Genomic DNA, 18,755 nt, shown 5'->3' on the forward strand with positions numbered 1-18,755 from the left:
AAAGAAGTGTACCAAAATATTTTTCTATCACCAGGGCCGGTCCGGCGGACCTGTCAGCAGGCTCGCCGCGGCTGACCTGCGAGGAGCCCCCACGCTTCGGTCACCGTTCACCCTGCGTTCACCCACTGCGCGGTCCCGATACACCTGCACTGCCTAGCGTCCGAACCGTCATCCGACACCTGACCAGAGAGGGATCCCCCCGTGAACCGCATCAAGCTGCGCAGCGTCGCCCCCATCGCTGCTGCCGTCACCCTCGGACTCGGCCTCGCCGCCTGCGGCGCCGGCAACGAGGACGGCTCCGACTCCAGCGGCGGCGACAGCGTCTCCGGCACCCTGAACGGCGCCGGCGCCAGCTCCCAGGAGTCCGCCGTCCAGGCCTGGCGCTCGGGGTTCCAAGAAGCCAACCCTGACGCCACCGTGAACTACGACCCGGTGGGCTCCGGCGGCGGACGCGAGCAGTTCCTCGCCGGCGGTGTCGCCTTCGCGGGCTCGGATGCCTTCCTCAGCGAGGACGAGCTCACCGAGGCACAGGAGCGCTGCGGCGGCGACATCGTCGAGGTCCCGGTCTACGTCTCCCCCATCGCGGTCATCTACAACCTCCCCGGCCTGGAACAGCTCAACCTGACACCCGAGACCCTGGGCGGCATCTTCGCCGGAGAGATCACCGAGTGGGACGACCCGGCCATCGCCGAGTCCAACCCCGATGCCGATCTGCCCAGCTCGACCATCACGCCGGTGCACCGCTCAGATGCCTCCGGCACGACCGAGAACTTCACCGACTACCTCGACGCGACATCCGGGGGCACCTGGGACGAGGGCGTCGTCGAGGAGTGGCCGATCGACGGAGGCGAGGCCGCCGAGCAGACCTCTGGCGTCGTCTCCGCCGTGACCAACGGCGAGGGCACCATCGGCTACGCCGACGCCAGCCAGGCCGGCGATCTCGGCACCGCAGCCGTCCAGGTGGGCGATGAGTTCGTCGAGTACTCCCCCGAAGCCGCCGCGGCCGTCCTGGACGCGTCCGATGCGGCCGAGGGGCGCGCCGAGACCGACATCGCGATCGAGGTCGACCGGGCCATCGACACCGAAGGCGTCTACCCGATCGTCCTGGCGTCCTACATGATGGCGTGCCAGACGTACGACGATGCCGAGGAAGCAGACCTGGTGAAGGCGTTCCTGAGCTACGTCGTGAGCGAGGACGGTCAGAAGACTGCCGCCGACAACGCCGGCTCCGCGCCCCTGTCCTCGGAGTTCAGCGACCAGGCCACCACCGCGATCGAGACGATCTCCGGCAGCTGAGCCCATCGGCCCGTGGGCCCCGTCGCATCCGGCGGGCCCACGGGCCCCTTCCCGTCCGTGACCACCTGAGAGGCAGCACGTGAGCGGCACGACCACCCCGAATCCCGCCCCGCGAGGAACCGGTACCGCCCCGCGGAGGGCCAAGCCCGTCCAACGTCGCGGCGACCGCGTGTTCGCGGGACTGTCCTTCGGGGCAGGCCTGATGATCCTGCTGACCCTGGCCGGCGTCGGTATCTTCCTCACCCTCGAGGGCCTGCCGGGCGTCATGGCCGCACCGGAGGAGGTCAAGAGCGGCACGACGTTCCTGTCCTTCGTCGGACCGCTGGTCTACGGCACTCTGCTCGCCGCGCTCCTGGCACTGATCGTCGCGGTCCCCGTGTCCATCGGCGTCGCGCTCTTCATCTCCCACTACTCGCCCCGACGCCTCGGCGCGATCTGCGGCTACATCATCGACCTGCTGGCCGCCGTGCCGAGCGTCGTCTACGGGGCGTGGGGCATCGCCGTCCTGGCCGGGCACATCGTGCCGTTCTACGGCTTCCTGGAGACCTACCTCGGCTTCCTGCCGTTCTTCGCCGGACCGGCCTCAGCCACCGGTCGCACCATCCTCACCGCCGGCATCGTCCTGGCCATCATGATCCTTCCAATCATGACCGCGATCTGCCGGGAGATCTTCCTGCAGACGCCGCGACTGCACCAGGAGGCTGCACTCGCCCTGGGCGCGACGCGTTGGGAGATGGCGAGGATGGCGATCTTCCCCTATGCCCGCTCGGGCATCATCTCGGCCGCCATGCTCGGGCTCGGTCGAGCCCTCGGCGAGACGATGGCCGTGGCCATGGTCCTGTCGGCCACCGGTGTCGTGACGCTGAACCTGATCAGCTCGACCAACCCGTCGACCATCGCCGCCAACATCGCGCTCAGCTTCGGTGAGGCGAGCGGCCTGACCGTCAACGCCCTCATCGCGTCCGGCCTGGTGCTGTTCGTGATCACCTTCCTGGTCAACTTCGCGGCCCGCGCCATCGTGGACCGCCGCAAGGAATTCTCCGGAGCCAACTGATGACCACCACGCTGGAGCCCCAGACTCCCCGACCCGCACGCGACGTCGCGACGTCGCTGCGGGGCCGGACCCTGCCCAAGGGCGCGCCCCGCATCGTCATCGGCGTCGCGCTCAGTGTCACGCTGCTCACCTGGCTCGCCGACCTGGGCGCCGTACGCGCAGTCCTGCTCGGCTGGCTGGTGCTCTGGGCCGTGCCGATCTGGTCGGCCGCCGTCGAGGGACGTCGCAAGGCGACCGACCGCCTCGTGACACTGCTGGTCTACTCCGCCTTCGCCCTGGCGCTGGTGCCGCTGGTCAGCATCATCTGGACCGTCCTGAGCCGCGGCGTCCCGGTGCTGAGCGCGGAGTTCCTCACCTACTCGATGCGCAACGTCGTCGGTGAGGGCGGCGGCGTCTACCACGCCACGATGGGCACCTTGACCATCACCGGAGCGGCCGCCGTCATCAGCATCCCCATCGGCCTGTTCACCGCGATCTGGCTGGTGGAGTACGGCGAGGGCAAGCAGATGGCGCGCTGGATCCGATTCCTCGTCGACGTCATGACCGGCATCCCCTCGATCGTCGCGGGCCTGTTCGCCTACGCCCTGTTCGTGCTCTTCTTCGGTGAGGGGGTCCGGATGGGCATCGGCGGCTCGGTGGCCCTGTCGGTGCTCATGATCCCGGTCGTGGTCCGCTCCTGCGAGGAGATGCTCAAGCTCGTCCCCCATGAGCTGCGTGAAGCCGCCTACGCACTGGGCGTCCCCAAGTGGCGCACGATCGTGAAGGTGGTCCTGCCCACGGCGCTCGCCGGCATCGTCACCGGTATCACCCTCGCCATCGCCCGCGTCATCGGCGAGACCGCGCCGCTGCTCATCATCGCCGGCATGACCGACTCGGTGAACTTCAACCTCTTCGAAGGTCGGGTGGCGACCCTGCCGGTCTTCGCCTACACCTCCATCCGGAGCCCGGGCGTTCCCCCCGAGTTCAGCATCGATCGCGCCTGGGGCGCGGCCCTCATGTTGTTGATCATCGTGATGGTGCTGAACCTCATCGCCCGACTCGTCTCACACTTCTACTCTCCCAAGGGCGAAAGGTAAGGCCATGGCCAAGAGCATCGACGTCTCTGACCTGGACATCTACTACGGCGACTTCCTCGCCGTGGAAGGCGTCAACATCCCCATCCAGGCGCGGTCCGTCACCGCCTTCATCGGCCCGTCGGGCTGCGGAAAGTCGACCTTCCTGCGCTCACTGAACCGCATGCACGAGGTCATCGCCGGAGCCTACGTCGAGGGCAAGGTGCTCATCGACGGTGAGGACCTCTACGCCGACGACATGGACCCGGTGAACGTCCGCCGGATGATCGGCATGGTCTTCCAGCGGCCCAACCCCTTCCCGACGATGTCGATCTACGACAACGTCCTGGCCGGCCAGAAGCTCAACAGCAAGCGGATGAAGAAGTCCGAGTCCGACGCGGTCGTCGAACGTTCACTGCGCAGCGCCGGCCTGTGGACCGAGGTCAAGGACCGCTTGGCGCGTCCCGGCTCGAGCCTGTCCGGCGGACAGCAGCAGCGGCTGTGCATCGCGCGGGCCATCTCCGTGGAGCCGGAGGTGCTGCTCATGGACGAGCCCTGCTCGGCGCTGGACCCGATCTCGACCAGCGTCATCGAGGATCTCGTGCACGAGCTCAAGGAGGACTACACGATCGTCATCGTCACCCACAACATGCAGCAGGCCGCGCGCGTCTCCGACGAGACGGCGTTCTTCAACCTCGCCGGCGTGGGCAAGCCCGGGAAGCTCGTGGAGTCCGGGGCCACCGAGAAGATCTTCTCCAACCCCGACGACCCCGCCACCGAGGCCTACATCCAGGGTCGCTTTGGCTGATGTGGCGGGCTGAGGCCGCCCGCGGCCGAACGCCTGACCAGGTCGAGTGAGCCCACCGGCGACGCGCACGTGGCCAAGCGCAGGATCGGCTGACGCGTCGCCGGTCAGCGATGGAGCCGTCGCACAAGGGGCATCGCCGCGACGGAGCGAGACCACCGGGGACGAACAGCTCGGCCAACCTAGGGCAGGAAGATGCGGGCGATGAAGTACGTGACGGCGGCGACCGATGCGGCGGCCGGAATGGTGATGACCCACGCGACGACGATGCCCTTGGCGACGCCCCAGCGGACGGCGCTGAAGCGCTTGGTGGCCCCTGCGCCCATGATGGCCGAGGTGATGGTGTGCGTCGTGGACACCGGGGCGTGCAGGCCGATCGCCATGACGTAGAGGACCGTGGCGGCGGTGGACTCCGCCGCGAACCCCTTGGGTGGGTCGAGCTCGATGATCCGCCGCCCGAGCGTGCGCATGATCCGCCAGCCACCGGAGTAGGTGCCGAGGGCGATCGCCGTGGCTGCGGCGATGATGACCCACAGCGGGACCCGCGAGCCGTCCTCGAATCCACCGGCGACGAGCGCGAGGACGATGACGCCCATCGTCTTCTGTGCGTCCTGCAGACCGTGACCGAGGGACATCGCAGCTGCAGAGACCGACTGCGAGAACCGGAACCCGCGGGCGACGCGGTGCGGATTGGCTCGGCGGAAGATCCACAGGATCGATGTCATGACGGTGAACGCGCCGAGGAACCCGAGCAGTGGCGAGAGCACCATCGGGATGGCGACCTTGTCGACCATCGTGGTCCAGTCCACCGTCGTGGCCGAGGCGACGCCGGCGCCGACGATGCCGCCGATGAGTGCGTGGGAGGAGGAGGACGGGATACCGAAGTACCACGTGATGATGTTCCACGTGATGGCCCCGATGAGCGCCGCCATGACGATCGTGAGGGCATGCGCGGCGTTGACGCCGTCGACTCCCGCCGCCTCCTCGATGTTGATGATGCCCTGGATGGTCTGGGCGACACCGACCCCCAGCAGGGCACCGACGAAGTTCAAGATGGCGGCCATCGCCAGCGCGACGCGCGGCGTCAGCGCACGCGTCGAGACAGAGGTGGCGATCGCGTTGGCAGCGTCGTGAAAACCGTTGGTGTAGTCGAACACCAGGGCGATCACGACCACGGCGATGACCATCGCCAGGACGAGATCCACTCTCAGGACTCCTTGACGGCGATCTGCTCCACCGTGTTGGCCACGGACTCCAGCGCATCCATCGCGCTCTCCAGCGACTCGACGATGTCCTTGAGCTTGAGCACCTGGAGCGACTTGTAGTTACCGCTGAAGAGATCGGCCAGGATGCGCCGGTAGTAGCGGTCCCCCTCGTTCTCCAGCCGGTTGATCTCGATCCAGTACTCCTCGAGGTCCTTCATGGTGCGCAGGCGTGGCATGGCCTCAGCCGTCAGCTGACAGGCGCGCTGCAGCACCTCGATCTGGTCGGCGCACTGCTGGGGCAGCTCATCGACCTCGTACAGACCGATCAGGTCGACGGTCTCCTCCATGTAGTCCATGACGTCGTCGAGGCTGCTCGCGAGACGGTAGATGTCCTCGCGGTCGAACGGCGTCACGAACGTGCTGTTGACTCGCTTGACGATGCGGTGCGTGGTCTCGTCGGCCTCGTGCTCGGCCTCCCGCATCTGCACACCGATGGACTTGCGGTCGGCGTTGGGATCGAGCACCTGGGCGAGGAGCGTGGCGCCCTCCACCAGGTGGTTCGCCGCTTCGGCGAAGAGATCGTAGAAGCTCGTCTCCACCGGTCTGATGCGAATACGCACGCCAGCTCTCCTGTCGCGATGGTGTAGGCCTCGACCATGCTAGGGCGTGTGTTCGTCAAGTGGTCAATCGCCCGCAACCTTGGTGCTCAAGGTCACGCGACGCGACCGTCGCAGACCTCAGGTGGACTGAATCCCGAGGAGCAGGTCGACCTCGCCCTGCGTGAGGCGGCCAGGTGCCTCGGAGGCGGCGATCATGATCCGACTGACCAGCTCGATCTCGTCGAGCGCGTCGTCGTCGCGCAGACGCGCATCGAGAGGTTCGGTCATGTCCATGCTCCGGTGAGGGCACTTCCGCAGGGGGCGGAAGGTCGTGAAAAAGCCTACTCCCCGATGCCTGCCCTGTCCGCCCGTCGCGCAGAACTGCGGCGTACCACTGCATGCCCGAGCAGAGGTTGCCCGATGTCACACCACTTCTCTCTGCGATACTCGCCCACGGACGGCGTCGCCTCGGCTCGCGCGTCCCCGGGGCCTCTAGCTCAACTGGCAGAGCAGCGGACTTTTAATCCGCGGGTTGTGGGTTCGAGTCCCACGGGGCCCACCCAAGGATTCACAGCGACGGGTCGATGAGGATCTTGGCGTGCCGCTCGGGGTCGGCGAGCTGCTCGAAGGCATCGGCCACGCCGGCCAGGCCCACGGTGTCGGTGACCAGGGGCGACGGGTCCACCCTGCCCTTGGCCACCATCTGCAAGACAGTGTGGAACTCGGCCGGGTCGTAGCAGAAGGCGAAGCGCAGTTCTGCCTCCTTGTTGATCGCCATCGCCGGCCGGAAGGTGTCGGGCTCCATGCACACACCCACCACGACGAAGCGGGTCATCAGCGGCGCCTCGCTGATGATCTGCTCCAGGATGCCCGGCACGCCGACGCACTCAAAGACCACCGGCCCACGCGGGACCGCACCCAGCTTCTCGGCCGCCTGGAAGACCCGCGACCACGGGAGGAACGGCACCGCGCGCAGCTTCTCCATCGTGCTCATGCCCAGGTTCATGAAGTCCTCGGCGGTGGTCAGGTACCGCTCGTCGTCGGCGAACCGGTCCCACGGAGACTCCGTCGCCGGATCGACCCCACCATGGCCGGCTCGGTGATTGATGTCCTGCGGGGGCAGGTGCTGGACGACGGTGGCGACGCCCTGGCCATCACATCGGTCCTGACACCGCGGGAGCAGGAGGTGCTGCGGCTGGTCGCCCACGGCCTGTCCAACCACGACATCATGGAACGGTTCGTGCTCTCGGAGGCCACGGTGAAGACCCATGTGTGGCCCGGATCCTGATGAAGACCGGCTCGCGGGACTGGGCCGCTGTGGTGGCCTTGGCCTGGCAGACAGGCTTCGCGCGGCACGGTGAGCTGGAGACGTCCTGACAACTCCGACCAGGTGCATCGACGGCATGTGGGCGCAGGCCGGGAGGTGACGCGGCCGCACAGGCCGGAGCCTCGAGGACCCCTGATCCCCGAGGCTCCGGCCTCTGCGTCCGATCCCACCCGGGACGCTGGTCTACTGCAGCAGCCAGTCCGGCACGGGCCACGTGTCGCAGCCGGCGTAGGGGCAGGGCCCGGTGGTGATGTCCGACCCCGTGGACGGGGACGCGTGCACCCCCGTGGCACCGGCGGCCACGGTGCCGACGGTCAGAGCCAGAGCGGCGACGGTGCGCCGCACGCTCGAGTGGGAGGTGGTGCGCAGCTTGGGGTCTCCTCGGAGGGTGCTGGGGGCACGGATCAGCCTCGCGGCCCAGCACCGGGCGGACGTCCGTTCGGGACGTCAACCTCCGCAGCCGGGCGTACCGCACAGGGATGACGACACGGCTCGGCCGGTGGGTCGTCGGAACCGCCGATCCGACGCCCGCTGAGCGGGCGACGCGGGCGCACCGGCACAGGTGGAGGGAGGGCGCCTCCGCGGATCCCCCTGTCCTCATCTCGCCCCGGAAGCGAGTACCGGCATAAAACCGGGGCGCGGGGGGACGGTCGAGGCGCAGTCGCTCGGGCTCGACGACCTCGACGGGCGTCTCACCTGAAAACGGCGCGGAGCACCTCGGTGTCGAGGTAGGCCCGCACGTGTCCGATCAGACCGTCGCGGACAATGAAGAGAAAGTGGTACTCGTTGTCGTAGGTCCGCGCATCGCGGAGGTTCGCGACCACTCGCGCCTCGAGCGCCGCGCGCTCTCCGTCAACCGTCCAGGCCCAAGGTTCGATGCTGAGCGCACCATCGGTGGTGCCGTCGAGCACCCTCCTCAGCATGTCGTGCACTTCGGCTCCGTGCCGTGATCCGGAGAGACCCGGAACGGACCCGCCGACCCACCAGGTCACGTCGGGCGCCAACAGTCTCAGGGCCCGGTCACTGCGACCCGCCGAGAGTGAGACGCAGAAGTCCTCGGCTGTCGATCGTGTGACGGTACCGCCGCTCACTCAGACACCCAGGTACGCGTTGGCCACGAACTCGCTCTTGCGCAGGTCGGCCGATGCGCCCGCGAGCACCACCCGACCAGTCTCGAGCACGTGGCAGCGACTCGAGACGTCGAGAGCCACCACGGCGTTCTGCTCCACGAGCACCACCGTGACCCCGGTCGCGGCGATGTCCTCGAAGAGACCGGCGATCCGCTTCACCACTACGGGCGCAAGACCCGCGCACGGCTCGTCGAGCATGAGCAGCCTCGGCCGACTCATAAGAGCGCGAGCGATCGCCACCATCTGCTGCTGACCACCACTGAGATGGTGAGCACGCACCTTCAGCTTGGGCAGCAACTCCGGGAAGTACTCGAGGACCGAGTCGATCGTTACTCGTTCCGACCCGGTGCCGCGCAGTCGGAAGCCTCCCACGCGCAGGTTCTCTTCGACCGTCAGGTCGCCGAACAGCCGGCGACCCTCGGGCACCAGTGCGACACCCCGGTCAATGACCGCTGTCGTCCCGGCGGTGGTGACATCCTCGTCGTCGATGAGCACCGATCCCGCCTCGACGGGCACCATCCCCACGATCGTCTTGAGGAGTGTGGACTTGCCCGCGCCGTTGCTGCCGATGATCGCCGTCACCTCAGAAGGGGGTGCGTCGACGTCGACGTCGACGAGCGCGAGCGCCCGCCCATAACGAACTGTGAGCCCGGTGGTCCTGATCGACGCCGCGCTACTTCGTGACTCAGCCAAGATACGCCTCAATCATCTTCGGGTCCTTCTGGACTTCTGCGGGTGGGCCGTCACAGATGAGCTGGCCTCGATCAAGCACCACGACTCGGTCGCACAACCGCATCACGGCCCTCATGTTGTGGTCGATGAACAGCACCGAGACCCGGTGCTCATCGCGCAGATCGCGGACGAGCGTCAGGATCTCGTCGGTCTCAGCCTCGTTGAGCCCGGAGAGCGGCTCGTCCAGGCAGAGCAGTCGTGGGGCTGTGGCCAAGGCCAGCGCGATGCTGAGCCTGCGCTCGTACCCGTGGGGCAGCTCTCCGGCCATGGCCTCACTGACACCGCTCAGCCCACAGGTCGCGAGCAGCTGGTCAGTGTCGGTCGTTGCTCGACCGCGTCGCGACGCTCCGCGCACTCCCTCGACGTTCGCTCGGACGGACATCGAGCTGAACACGCCGGCGTCCTGCAGCGTGCGGGTCAGACCGCGCCGACTGATAGTGTGCGGCTTCATCTTCGTGATGTCGGTCCCGTCGAACGTGACCGAACCACGCGTCGCGCGGTGCACGCCGCTGACCACGTTGAAGAGGGTGCTCTTACCCGCCCCGTTCGGGCCGATGAGCCCGAGGATCTCATGGTCACGCAGGTCCATGGACACGTCGTCCACCGCGGTCAGCCCGCCGAAGACGCGGCTCACGGAGGACAAGGTGAGCAGAGTCCGAGCAGTCTCGGAGGTCGCAGTCATCGTGGGGCACCTGCCAGTTCCGTCGCGGGCACGTCGCCGTCGGTGTCGTCCGGTGGTTCGAAAGAGCCTCGTGCCATCCCCGTCAGCCGTCGGAAGGCCGCTACGGCCACGCCGGCGATGCCCTGTGGCATAAGCACCATCGCGACGATCAGGGCCGACCCGTAGACGAGTGGCTCGTAGGTGCCGAAGGCTCGCATCTCCTCGGTGATGAACGTCAGTACGAATGCGCCGATCACGACACCGAGCAGGTACCGGCGACCCCCGATCATCACGAACGCCAACGTGGTGATCGAGATCATGTACGAGAAGTCGGTGGGAGCAATGACTGAGCTGTAGTGGGCGAACAGTCCACCGGAGAGGCCCGCGACGGCACCTGAGATCGTCATCGCGATCATCTTCGTCGACCACGGCGAGATGCCCGACACCGACGCGAGGAGCGGCTTGTCCTCTACGACCTCGAACTGTCGCCCGAGCCGCGACCGTTCGAGCGCGAAGAGAAGCAGTCCGACACCCACGGTCGCGCACACCATGAACGTCACGGTGGTGCCCTGGTCGGCGAAGATGCCGATCAGGCCCGAGTTGCCCCCGAGCCAGTCCGTCCTGGTGTAGACCAACCTCAGAGCCTCAGTGAAGGCGAAGCTCACCAGGATGAAGGTGGCACCACTGACCTTGAGCGTGACCGAACCGATGATCGCGGCGCTCAGGGCGGCTACCAGTGAACCGACCAGCACCGAGACGATCAGCGGGGTCTGGGCCAGCAGTGTCAGCTGGGCGGCCGTGTATGCGCCGATGCCATAGAACGCTCCAATCGCGAGACTGACCTCTCCGACCAGCATCATCTGTCGCAACGACATCGCCAGCAGCGCATTGATGCACAGCCAGGGCAGTACCAGCGCCAGCACACCTGAGCCTCCTGCCAGGACCAGGCCGGCGATCAACCCGCCGACGGCGAGCACGCCGGGCCCCACCCATTCAGATTTCTTCATGGCCCATCAATCCTTGAGGTCGGAAGAGCAGGACGAGCACGACGATGCAGAAGGTCAGGATCGTGGCGGAGGTCAGATCGAACAGGAGGGTTCCCACGCTCTCGACGAGACCCACGAAGAATCCCGCGTAGACCGCACCGACGAGGCTTCCAAGACCCCCGAGGATGATGATCACGAATCCCTTCATCAGGAACTCGTACCCCAAGGTCGGTGTGACCACCGTGGCGGGAGCGATCAGAACACCCGCGATCGCCGCCAGGGTCATCGCGATGACGACCCCGAGGAGGGCGATCCGCGTGACGCTCACACCCTGCAGTTGAGCCGCCTCCCGATCGGAAGTGACCGCGCGCAGCGCGATCCCGGTGGGTGTGAACCGAACGAAGAGCGCCACCAGCGCCGTGATGGCGATCGCGACCACGAAGATGACGACCCGCTCCACCGTCACGGATGCGCCCGCGATGCTGATGCGACCCCCGAAGACCTGAGGCACCGAGAGCGGTTCGCTGCCGAAGGTCTGCCGAACGACGACCTCGAGGACCAGGGCAAACCCGATCGTGACGATCAGAGTAGAGATCAGGTCCCCGGCGAAGCGCTTGAAGAACGCGTAGTAAAGCGCCACGCCAATCACTCCCAGCAGGAGTGTGGCGATCACGAACGAGAGCAGGTATAGGAACCACACCGGGACTCCGGGGAAGCGCGCGTGGCCGTGCGTCATGATGACGAAGGCCGTGTAGGCCGCCACGCCGAACAGCGCTCCGTGCGCGAAGTTCACCACCTTCATGACTCCGAAGATCAGCGTGAGTCCGAGGGCGAAGAGGATGTACACCGAGCCGATCTGCAGCCCATTCACGATGACCTGTATGGCTTGACTCATGACCTGCTCACCGTCCCCTCTCGTCGTCGCGGCGTCACGGCCCGGGTGGTCGTCACTGAAGCTCTGCGAGTTCGTCCGGGATGATCCGGTCGATCTCGACGTACTCGCCATCGCGGACCTGCGACACGATCATGGGCGTCAACAGCTGCTGCTTGGATCCGTAGACGTCCTCGCCACCGAAGCCCGCTGGACCCCAGGAGCTCTCGAACTGCGTGGTCGTCAGCGCGTCGCGGACACTCTCGTTGTCGACGGTTCCGGCCGCTTCGATCGCGGCGGCCAAGGCGACGACCGAGTCGTACGCGCCGATTGTGACACCGTTGAGGTCCTCGCCCACCGCTTCGCGGAGCCCCTCCTGCAGCTCTCGCTGCTTCTCCGTGGCCGTCTCCGCGCCGAAGTTCGCCGACAGGCCCAGGTACACGCCCTCGGCGGCCTCGCCCGCGTTGGAGAGCAGGGCCGCTCCTCCTGTACCGGCACTGATGAGCGTGATGCCGTCCCAGCCCTGGTCGTTGAGGGCGTTGAGAAGCAGGGGTGTGGCTGCGGGGGTGAGCGTTGTCAGGTCGATCGCCTCGGGACTCGTCGAGAGCAGCTTCGTCGCGATGGGCGAGAACTCTGTGGTGCCGTGCTCATAGAGGTCCGAGGACACGACGTCGACACCGAGATCTGTCCAGACCTCCTTCGCCACCTTCTCGGACTGGATGCCCGTGGCGTCGTTGATTCCGACGAGTGCGATCGACTCGATCTCTCCCTCTTCCTCGACCACCTTCTCCCCCAGAGGCCTGAGCACCTCGAAGGGGGTGTTGATGGTGGTGAAGGTGTAGGGGAAGTCAGGACCCTTGATCTCTCGCCCCCAGGCCGAGGTCATCATCAGCATCTCTTCGCGCTCGGTGAGCGACTGGAGGGCCTGAACCGGCGCGGTGCCGACGCTAAAGGAGATCATGTCGACGTTGTCGCGTGACAACAGCGTCTGCGCCGCGCGTGCACCGTCCGCCGCGGTGTACTTGTTGTCCTGGATAACGATCTCCACCTGTAGGTTCTCGCCATCGATCTCGATCCCGCCGGCGTCGTTGATCTCTTGGGCCGCCTTCTCAGCAAGCCACTTCGAGGCGGTGCCCCACCCCGCCGCGTCCCCGGACATGGGAGCGGAGATCCCGAAGGTGATGGTGTCGTCATCACCGCCGCCGGCCGCGCCGCCGCAAGCAGCGAGGATCAGCGATGCCACCCCCACGGCCGCCAGCGCCAGTTTGGAGGAGCTCATGTTTCGCGTCATCTTGTTCCTTTGTCCGGGAGGCAGCGCCTCGCCTCGTCCGACCCACCCCACGATGCGAACCGAGTGTCACTGTGTCTTGGGTCACTATGCCGAACTCTAAAGAATTACGCAATAGAAGATGCAGATACGTATTTGCGGAGTACTCTCAGGTACGCTTGCTCCATGACCTCCACCAACGCCGACGCACCCGAAGGCTCGACAACGCCTGCGGCAGCAGCCGTCCGCAAGCGACATCGCATGGTCGACCGCGTCGCGGCCATCCTCGAGAGCGTCGCCCGCAGCTCAGAGGGGCTGACCCTCACCGACCTGGCTCGGACCCTGGATGCTCCCGTCAGCTCCATCCAAGGTCTGGTCAACGGGCTGATCGCGACGGGCTACCTCGAGGAGCGCGAGCGACGATACTTCCTGGGCACGGCGCCCTACCTGCTCAATCTGATCGTAGGTCGGCGGATGGTCACCCGGGTCACCCCCACCGAGCTCGAGAACATCAGCGCCGAGACGGGGTTGACGACCCTGTTGGCGATCGCGGTGGGGAGTGACGTCTTCTACATCGACAGCTGCACGAGTGAGGCCCGCTACGAGTACCTTTCGAAGAACCTCGTGCGCCGATCCCTCATCCGGACCTCCAGCGGCTGGGTCCTGTTGTCCGGGATGCCCCAGCGGGATCTCTGGGCCTACCTCTCCAGCAGACCGCCCGAGGACGAAGAGCTCGTGGAACGCTTCCTCCGCGCGCTCGGTGACATCAGGGAGACCGGGCTGTGTGCAGGACCGCAGATTTCCGACATCGCCGACGGTGTCTCGGCAGCGGTGCACGAGGACGGGCGCCTCGTGGCCACCGTCAGCGTCGTCGGCTCGAGCGAGACCATCACCGCTCGACGCGACGACCTGGTCGACGTCCTTCGCCGGCACAAGGCCAGGTGGGACGGGAACCAAGTCTAGGTTCGTCACGGTCGAGAGCCTGGCCAACCCGATACGCCGGCGGCGGTCCCCTGGCGAGACTCCGCGCCCATGGCGCCCGAGGCAGCGTAGCGCGCCGAGAAGCGGTCACCGGCTCAGAAGGACCCGCCGGCCCCGCTGCGGTCACCGAGAGCTTCCTCCACGACACGGGCAAGGTCGGTCACCGACTCACCGAGCTCGGCGCCCGGGGCGTCGGCGTGGAGCAGACCGACGTCCTTCTCGAGGAGCTCGTACTGATGCGTGGAGAACTCCCCCAGGTGCTGGGAGATCATGCTGCGTCCTGAACCTTCGTTCAGCGCCGAGAGGAGGACCTCCGGCGTTATCCCACGTTCGGCGGCGAGTGCGAGCGCACGGGCGACGTTCATCGCGTTCGTCGCCGCCAGCGTGTTGTTCAGCAGCTTGGCCAGCGACGGCTGGCCGTACCGGTCGAATTCGATCAGCCGGCCCGAGAGGTCGTCGAGCACCGCCCGGTCGCCTTCGGCGGCGGGCCCGTGCATGAACAGGGTGATCTCGCCCGACCGGGCTCGCGCCTCCCCGCCCGTCACCGGGGCCTCCAAGAGGCGCCAGGGTCGAGGGGCTCGTTCCCGCACCGGAGTCCAGAAGCTCGTTCGCACGGTGGACACGATCACCACACCGAGCTCGTCGGCTGCCAGCTCCGCCACCGTATTTAGCAGGCCGACCGCCTGCTCCTGCGTGCCAACGACGACCACCAACTGGCGCACCGTCGACCATTCAACGGCGGAAACGTCGGCCACGGCGGGTCGCCCCGTCTCTCGTTGCCACTCATCGCGTCGCGTCGGCGCAGGGTCGACGCCCACGACCGCATGGCCGCACTCGTCGAGACGCCGCGCCATGGCTCCTCCGATGCCGCCAAGTCCCGCGACGCATACCGTTCCCGTCATCGATGCCCACCTTCCTCCAGCGACACGTTCCAGCCGTCCCAGATGGCGTTGTCCAGTCGCCGTGGGGCACGACAGTCCCCCAGACGGATGACTGGACGCCCCTCCCCTGATGCCACCAGTTCGTCGTGAATCGCGTTCTCGGCGACGTTCCCCGTGGCGAGGTAAACCCGGTCCACGTCATGGATCCTCGAGCAGAAATCACCGTAGACGGAGCGGACGTCGACGTGCTCCTCCCCGATCCTGGTCGCCCAGGTAGCCGTCATGATTGTGACGTCGGCTCGCGCCAGGCGCTCGTGCAACGGGTGCGCGTTGGCCGGTCCCGCCCACCATCCTGCCGTCAGAGATCGCGTCACCAGCACCACGTGGACGCCTTGGGATCCCAGATGCTCAGCCATCGAGGTCGCGTGACCATGGGGATCGTCATCGAGGACCACCGCCCGCCGTGGCAGCTCCAGGCCCGCGGCCAGCGCATCGTGCACCGTCCCCACGTGGGGCAGACCGACGCCGGGTAGGCGCCGGACGCCGGGAATCGCACTCGTGAAACCGTCGGTGGACGGCCTCGATCCCGTGGCCAGGACGATCACGTCGGCCGGATCGTCTGCCAGACGTGCGGCGCTCATGTCGCTCTCGAGCTCGACTCGGACACCGAGCAGCTCCGCCCGATCACGTAACCAGGGCACGATCCGGCCGATCTCCGCCCTCGACCGGACTCGGCTCGCCAGGGCGAGCTGTCCCCCGACCTCCTGAGCTCGTTCGTGCACCGTGACCGTGTGTCCACGCTCGGCGAGCCGCACCGCGGCCTGCAGACCGGCCGGCCCGCCTCCGAGGATCACCACGCGTCGCGAAACCTCAGGAGGACGCGGTCGATCGAGCTCCCGGCCCGCCCCGGGGTTGATGGTGCAGGTCAACGCTGCTCCGGCGAAGATGTTGCCGAGACAACCTTGGTTGCAGGCGATGCACGGACGGACCGCGCCGTCGTCTCGTGATCGGAGCTTGCGAGGAAGCTCCGGGTCCGCCACCAGTGCCCTCGTCATGCCCACCAGGTCCGCCCGGCCCTCGGTCAGAGCCTGCTCGGCCACCTCCCGCGAGGCGATGCGAGAGGTGACGAGGACGGGTAAGGAGGTCACTGCGCGAATCCGGCCCGCCCACGGGAGGAACGTACCGACCTCTCGCCCCATCTCCGGGATCCATCCAGGGTGATTCTCGTTGCTCCCCCCTGAGACGCTGAGGTAGTCGACCGCTCCGGTCTCCGTCAGCATCACGGCCACCTGCCGCGCGTCGTCGACCTCGAGCCCTCCGGCTACCATGTCATGGCCGTTGATCCTCACCCCCAGGAGAGGTCCGGATCCGATCGACCGCCGGACGGCGTCCACCATCTCCAGCACAATCGTCATCCTCTCCGCGACTGTCGCCCCGCCGTACCGATCGGTCCGCCGATTGGTCTGCGGCGAGAGGAACTGCGCGAGGGCGTAGCCCTGCGCTGCAAAGACCTCGACTCCGTCCCACCCGGCCTCGCACAGACGTGAAGCGGCCTCGGCGTGGCTGCGCACCATGTCTCGGATCTCGGACTTTTCCATCTCCTTCGGCACCTCGCGGACAACGGGATCGGCGATGGCGCTGGGTGCCAGCAGGGGCTGCCTGCTCAACGCCGAGGAGCCCTGGCGTCCGCTGTCGTGGAGCTGCCCGACCAGCAGAGTTCCGTGACGGTGGACGGCTTCTGCCAGCGCCCGCTGGCCGGTGGCGGCGTCCGGATGCGTCGCCAGGTTGGCCGCCGGGCTCGTCCAGGTACGTCGCCAGGCCGCCCACCCACCGGTGACGATCATCCCCACCCCGCCGGCCGCCTTCGCCTCGTAGTACGCGATCTGACGGTCTCCGACGAGGCCACCCTCGGCGAGGTTGGTCTGATGCGGGGTGTTAACCAGGCGATTGGGGATCACGTGGTCACGGATCCTCAGCGGCTCGAAGAGCGGATCCAGCGTCGCCCGGACCGTCATAGAATCGACCCCGTCCACGACATCCCCCCGTCGAGCGTGACGATCGTGCCGCTGATGTAGGACGCTCGGCGGGAAGCCAGGAAGATCGCCAGGTCCGCCACCTCCTCGACAGTCGCGATCCGACCGGCCGGGTAGTGGGCGGTCAGCTCGCGCCATCGGTCGGGGTCGCCCCATCGATCCGCCGCGCGCTCACGAAGGATGCGGGCGAGGCGTTCGGTCTCGACCGGCCCAGGGTTGACGCCGACCACCCTGATGCCCTCGTCGAGGGACTGGGCGCCGACCGTCCGGGTGAACGCCATAAGCGCCGCGTTCCCCATCGAACCGGCCAGATAGCTCGCATCGTGCCGTTCGCCGGATGCGCCGATCATGTTGACGATCACCCCGTGTCCACGGCGGGACATCTGGGACAGCGCGAACTTGGCCAGTTCGACGTAGCCCCACACCTTGAGGTCCCACGACGCCTGCCAGCGAGGCAGGTCAGCCCCCTCCAGGGCGCCGGCGGGGATAGCGCCGGCGTTGTTGACCAGCACGTCGACCTGTTCCACCAGGCCGGACAACTCGCGACGCTGTGCGGCGTCGGAAAGGTCGAGGACGTGCTCGTGGAGGTGGACGTCCGAGGTCGTGTGGATCTCTGCGCCGAGTGCCCTCAACGACTCACGATCCCTACCCACGACATGGATGTCCTCGACCCCCTCGGCGACGAGGCCTCTGACCAGAGCGGCCCCGATCCCCCGCGATGCCCCCGTGACAAGAACGGTGTCGTCGGCCGTGTACTGAAGGTCCATCCTCAAGCACCCCAGCCGCCGTCGACCGACACAACCTCGCCCGTGACGTAGGCCGCTGACGCCAGCCACAGCACGGCGCCTGCGATGTCGTCAGGCTGACCGAGCCGTTCGAGCGCGATGCGACTGGTGATGGCGGATAGCTCCTGCGATGGACCGCCGACGGTACCCAATGCCGCCTCCGTCTCGATCGGCCCCGGAGCCACGGCATTGACGCGGACCCCTCGGGATCCATACTCACGTGCGGCCGAGCGGGTGAGTCCGACGACGCCGTGCTTCGATGCCACGTACGCCGATCGACCGGGCCAGCCGGCCAGTCCCCACATCGAGGCCATGTTGACGATCGAGCCACCGGTCTCGATCAGCATCGGGATCTGCTGACTCATGCAGCGGAAGACGCCGGTGAGGTTGACGTCAACGACCCGGACCCAGTCCTCCTCACTGAACTCCGCGACCTCCCCGACGCCCCGCACGCCGGCATTGTTGACCGCGAGGTCAAGGCGACCGTGCTCGGCGCTCAGGCCAGCGATGGCGGATCCGACGGACTCACAGGATCTCACGTCCAGGTCGACGAAGCTCGCCGTCAGGCCGGTATCGGTCAGGTCCTGGACGGCACTCGCCCCTTCATCGGCGAGCACGTCACCGATGACGATGGCGTACCCGGCACGACCGAGTGCGGTCGCGATAGCGAGCCCGATGCCACGACTGCCGCCGGTGACGAGTGCGACCGGCTGCTCCTGGTCGACACTCACAACGGGGAGTCGACCGGAACGGTGTCGGGGTTGGGCGGCATGAAGATCTCGACGAACTCGAGGTCATCGGAGGTCGCCGTCTCGTTGTGCCGGTAGCCGCCCGGGATGAAGCAGATGCCGTCCTCGTGGACGCGCTTGGTCTCGCCGTTCTCGAACTGCAGCTCGAGCCATCCCTTCACGACGTAGAGCCACTGGAAGTCGCAGTCGTGGTAGTGCCAGCCGGTCTCCTCGGCCATGCCGTTGCGCAGCCGGGTGACCTGAGAACTGACCAGTCCGTGACTGGCCTCCTCGACGCCGAGGTCGAAGTATTGCGCGAACTCGCGTCGACCAGGCATCTCCGTTCCGTCTTCGACGGCTAT

22 protein-coding genes and 1 tRNA gene are annotated in these 18,755 nt (G+C 67.1%); 7 read left to right on the plus strand and 16 right to left on the minus strand.

Annotation, left to right across the window (positions count from 1 at the left end):
* Positions 1-201 precede the first annotated feature (201 nt).
* From pstS to pstB, 4 genes are all read left to right on the plus strand, one after another.
* Positions 202-1,296: a phosphate ABC transporter substrate-binding protein PstS gene (pstS, locus tag ACEVFP_RS17120; RefSeq protein ID WP_375000656.1), complete on the plus strand. Its 1,095-nt coding sequence runs from the start codon at positions 202-204 to the stop codon at positions 1,294-1,296.
* A 79-nt stretch (positions 1,297-1,375) separates the two neighbouring features.
* The gene (gene pstC, locus ACEVFP_RS17125) at positions 1,376-2,350 is read left to right on the plus strand and encodes a phosphate ABC transporter permease subunit PstC (protein WP_375000657.1); all 975 of its coding nucleotides are present in this window, start codon (positions 1,376-1,378) and stop codon (positions 2,348-2,350) included.
* A complete protein-coding gene (pstA, locus tag ACEVFP_RS17130; protein ID WP_375000658.1) occupies positions 2,350-3,426 on the plus strand; it encodes a phosphate ABC transporter permease PstA in 1,077 nt (358 codons plus the stop codon). The genes pstC and pstA overlap by 1 nt, the downstream gene beginning before the upstream one ends.
* 4 nt (positions 3,427-3,430) lie before the next feature.
* On the plus strand, positions 3,431-4,210 hold the full coding sequence (gene pstB, locus ACEVFP_RS17135) for a phosphate ABC transporter ATP-binding protein PstB (protein WP_375000659.1): 780 nt from the start codon (positions 3,431-3,433) through the stop codon (positions 4,208-4,210).
* A 179-nt stretch (positions 4,211-4,389) separates the two neighbouring features.
* Here the strand turns inward: pstB and ACEVFP_RS17140 are convergent, their stop codons facing one another.
* The 3 genes from ACEVFP_RS17140 to ACEVFP_RS17150 all read right to left on the minus strand — a co-directional run bounded on the left by ACEVFP_RS17140 (position 4,390) and on the right by ACEVFP_RS17150 (position 6,299).
* Positions 4,390-5,412, minus strand: coding sequence for an anion permease (locus tag ACEVFP_RS17140; RefSeq protein WP_375000660.1), 1,023 nt, complete (start codon positions 5,410-5,412; stop codon positions 4,390-4,392).
* Between the two features lie 2 nt (positions 5,413-5,414).
* A complete protein-coding gene (locus ACEVFP_RS17145) occupies positions 5,415-6,032 on the minus strand; it encodes a DUF47 domain-containing protein (RefSeq protein WP_375000661.1) in 618 nt (205 codons plus the stop codon).
* A gap of 117 nt (positions 6,033-6,149) precedes the next feature.
* The gene (locus ACEVFP_RS17150) at positions 6,150-6,299 is read right to left on the minus strand and encodes a hypothetical protein (RefSeq protein WP_375000662.1); all 150 of its coding nucleotides are present in this window, start codon (positions 6,297-6,299) and stop codon (positions 6,150-6,152) included.
* A 198-nt stretch (positions 6,300-6,497) separates the two neighbouring features.
* Between ACEVFP_RS17150 and ACEVFP_RS17155 the strand changes: the two genes are divergently transcribed.
* Positions 6,498-6,570, plus strand: a tRNA-Lys gene (locus ACEVFP_RS17155).
* Between the two features lie 9 nt (positions 6,571-6,579).
* On the opposite strand, the gene ACEVFP_RS17160 is transcribed toward ACEVFP_RS17155, so the two are convergent.
* On the minus strand, positions 6,580-7,005 hold the full coding sequence (locus ACEVFP_RS17160; protein WP_375000663.1) for a hypothetical protein: 426 nt from the start codon (positions 7,003-7,005) through the stop codon (positions 6,580-6,582).
* Positions 7,006-7,098: 93 nt separating this feature from the next.
* Here ACEVFP_RS17160 and ACEVFP_RS17165 point away from each other — a divergent pair, with 93 nt between their 5' ends.
* Entirely contained in the window at positions 7,099-7,299 is a 201-nt protein-coding gene (locus ACEVFP_RS17165; RefSeq protein WP_375000664.1) for a response regulator transcription factor, read from the plus strand.
* 222 nt (positions 7,300-7,521) lie between these two features.
* Here ACEVFP_RS17165 and ACEVFP_RS17170 read toward each other — a convergent pair whose 3' ends face one another.
* From ACEVFP_RS17170 to ACEVFP_RS17200, 7 genes are all read right to left on the minus strand, one after another.
* Positions 7,522-7,683, minus strand: a complete 162-nt coding sequence (locus ACEVFP_RS17170) for a hypothetical protein (protein WP_375000665.1) — start codon at positions 7,681-7,683, stop codon at positions 7,522-7,524.
* A gap of 347 nt (positions 7,684-8,030) precedes the next feature.
* On the minus strand, positions 8,031-8,429 hold the full coding sequence (locus ACEVFP_RS17175; RefSeq protein ID WP_375000666.1) for a nuclear transport factor 2 family protein: 399 nt from the start codon (positions 8,427-8,429) through the stop codon (positions 8,031-8,033).
* A complete protein-coding gene (locus tag ACEVFP_RS17180; protein WP_375000667.1) occupies positions 8,430-9,161 on the minus strand; it encodes an ABC transporter ATP-binding protein in 732 nt (243 codons plus the stop codon).
* Positions 9,154-9,882: an ABC transporter ATP-binding protein gene (locus tag ACEVFP_RS17185; RefSeq protein ID WP_375000668.1), complete on the minus strand. Its 729-nt coding sequence runs from the start codon at positions 9,880-9,882 to the stop codon at positions 9,154-9,156. The genes ACEVFP_RS17180 and ACEVFP_RS17185 overlap by 8 nt, the downstream gene beginning before the upstream one ends.
* Entirely contained in the window at positions 9,879-10,868 is a 990-nt protein-coding gene (locus ACEVFP_RS17190; protein WP_375000669.1) for a branched-chain amino acid ABC transporter permease, read from the minus strand. Before ACEVFP_RS17190 ends, ACEVFP_RS17185 begins: the two co-directional genes overlap by 4 nt.
* Positions 10,855-11,742, minus strand: a complete 888-nt coding sequence (locus tag ACEVFP_RS17195; RefSeq protein ID WP_375000670.1) for a branched-chain amino acid ABC transporter permease — start codon at positions 11,740-11,742, stop codon at positions 10,855-10,857. The genes ACEVFP_RS17190 and ACEVFP_RS17195 overlap by 14 nt, the downstream gene beginning before the upstream one ends.
* A 52-nt stretch (positions 11,743-11,794) precedes the next feature.
* The gene (locus tag ACEVFP_RS17200; protein ID WP_375000671.1) at positions 11,795-12,997 is read right to left on the minus strand and encodes an ABC transporter substrate-binding protein; all 1,203 of its coding nucleotides are present in this window, start codon (positions 12,995-12,997) and stop codon (positions 11,795-11,797) included.
* Positions 12,998-13,171: 174 nt separating this feature from the next.
* Between ACEVFP_RS17200 and ACEVFP_RS17205 the strand changes: the two genes are divergently transcribed.
* Complete coding sequence (locus tag ACEVFP_RS17205; RefSeq protein WP_375000672.1) at positions 13,172-13,948, plus strand: IclR family transcriptional regulator; 777 nt, start codon at positions 13,172-13,174, stop codon at positions 13,946-13,948.
* 113 nt (positions 13,949-14,061) lie between these two features.
* Here ACEVFP_RS17205 and ACEVFP_RS17210 read toward each other — a convergent pair whose 3' ends face one another.
* The 5 genes from ACEVFP_RS17210 to ACEVFP_RS17230 are packed head-to-tail and all read right to left on the minus strand — an operon-like array spanning position 14,062 to position 18,731.
* Positions 14,062-14,868, minus strand: coding sequence for an NAD(P)-binding domain-containing protein (locus ACEVFP_RS17210; protein WP_375000673.1), 807 nt, complete (start codon positions 14,866-14,868; stop codon positions 14,062-14,064).
* A complete protein-coding gene (locus ACEVFP_RS17215; protein ID WP_375000674.1) occupies positions 14,865-16,862 on the minus strand; it encodes an FAD-dependent oxidoreductase in 1,998 nt (665 codons plus the stop codon). Before ACEVFP_RS17215 ends, ACEVFP_RS17210 begins: the two co-directional genes overlap by 4 nt.
* A complete protein-coding gene (locus tag ACEVFP_RS17220; protein ID WP_375000675.1) occupies positions 16,859-17,647 on the minus strand; it encodes a short-chain dehydrogenase/reductase in 789 nt (262 codons plus the stop codon). Before ACEVFP_RS17220 ends, ACEVFP_RS17215 begins: the two co-directional genes overlap by 4 nt.
* 2 nt (positions 17,648-17,649) lie before the next feature.
* The gene (locus ACEVFP_RS17225; protein WP_375000676.1) at positions 17,650-18,396 is read right to left on the minus strand and encodes an SDR family NAD(P)-dependent oxidoreductase; all 747 of its coding nucleotides are present in this window, start codon (positions 18,394-18,396) and stop codon (positions 17,650-17,652) included.
* Positions 18,393-18,731, minus strand: a complete 339-nt coding sequence (locus ACEVFP_RS17230) for a cupin domain-containing protein (protein WP_375000677.1) — start codon at positions 18,729-18,731, stop codon at positions 18,393-18,395. Before ACEVFP_RS17230 ends, ACEVFP_RS17225 begins: the two co-directional genes overlap by 4 nt.
* Positions 18,732-18,755 lie beyond the last annotated feature (24 nt).

The organism is Aeromicrobium sp. CTD01-1L150, assembly GCF_041951745.1.
Classification (GTDB): Bacteria; Actinomycetota; Actinomycetes; order Propionibacteriales; family Nocardioidaceae; genus Aeromicrobium.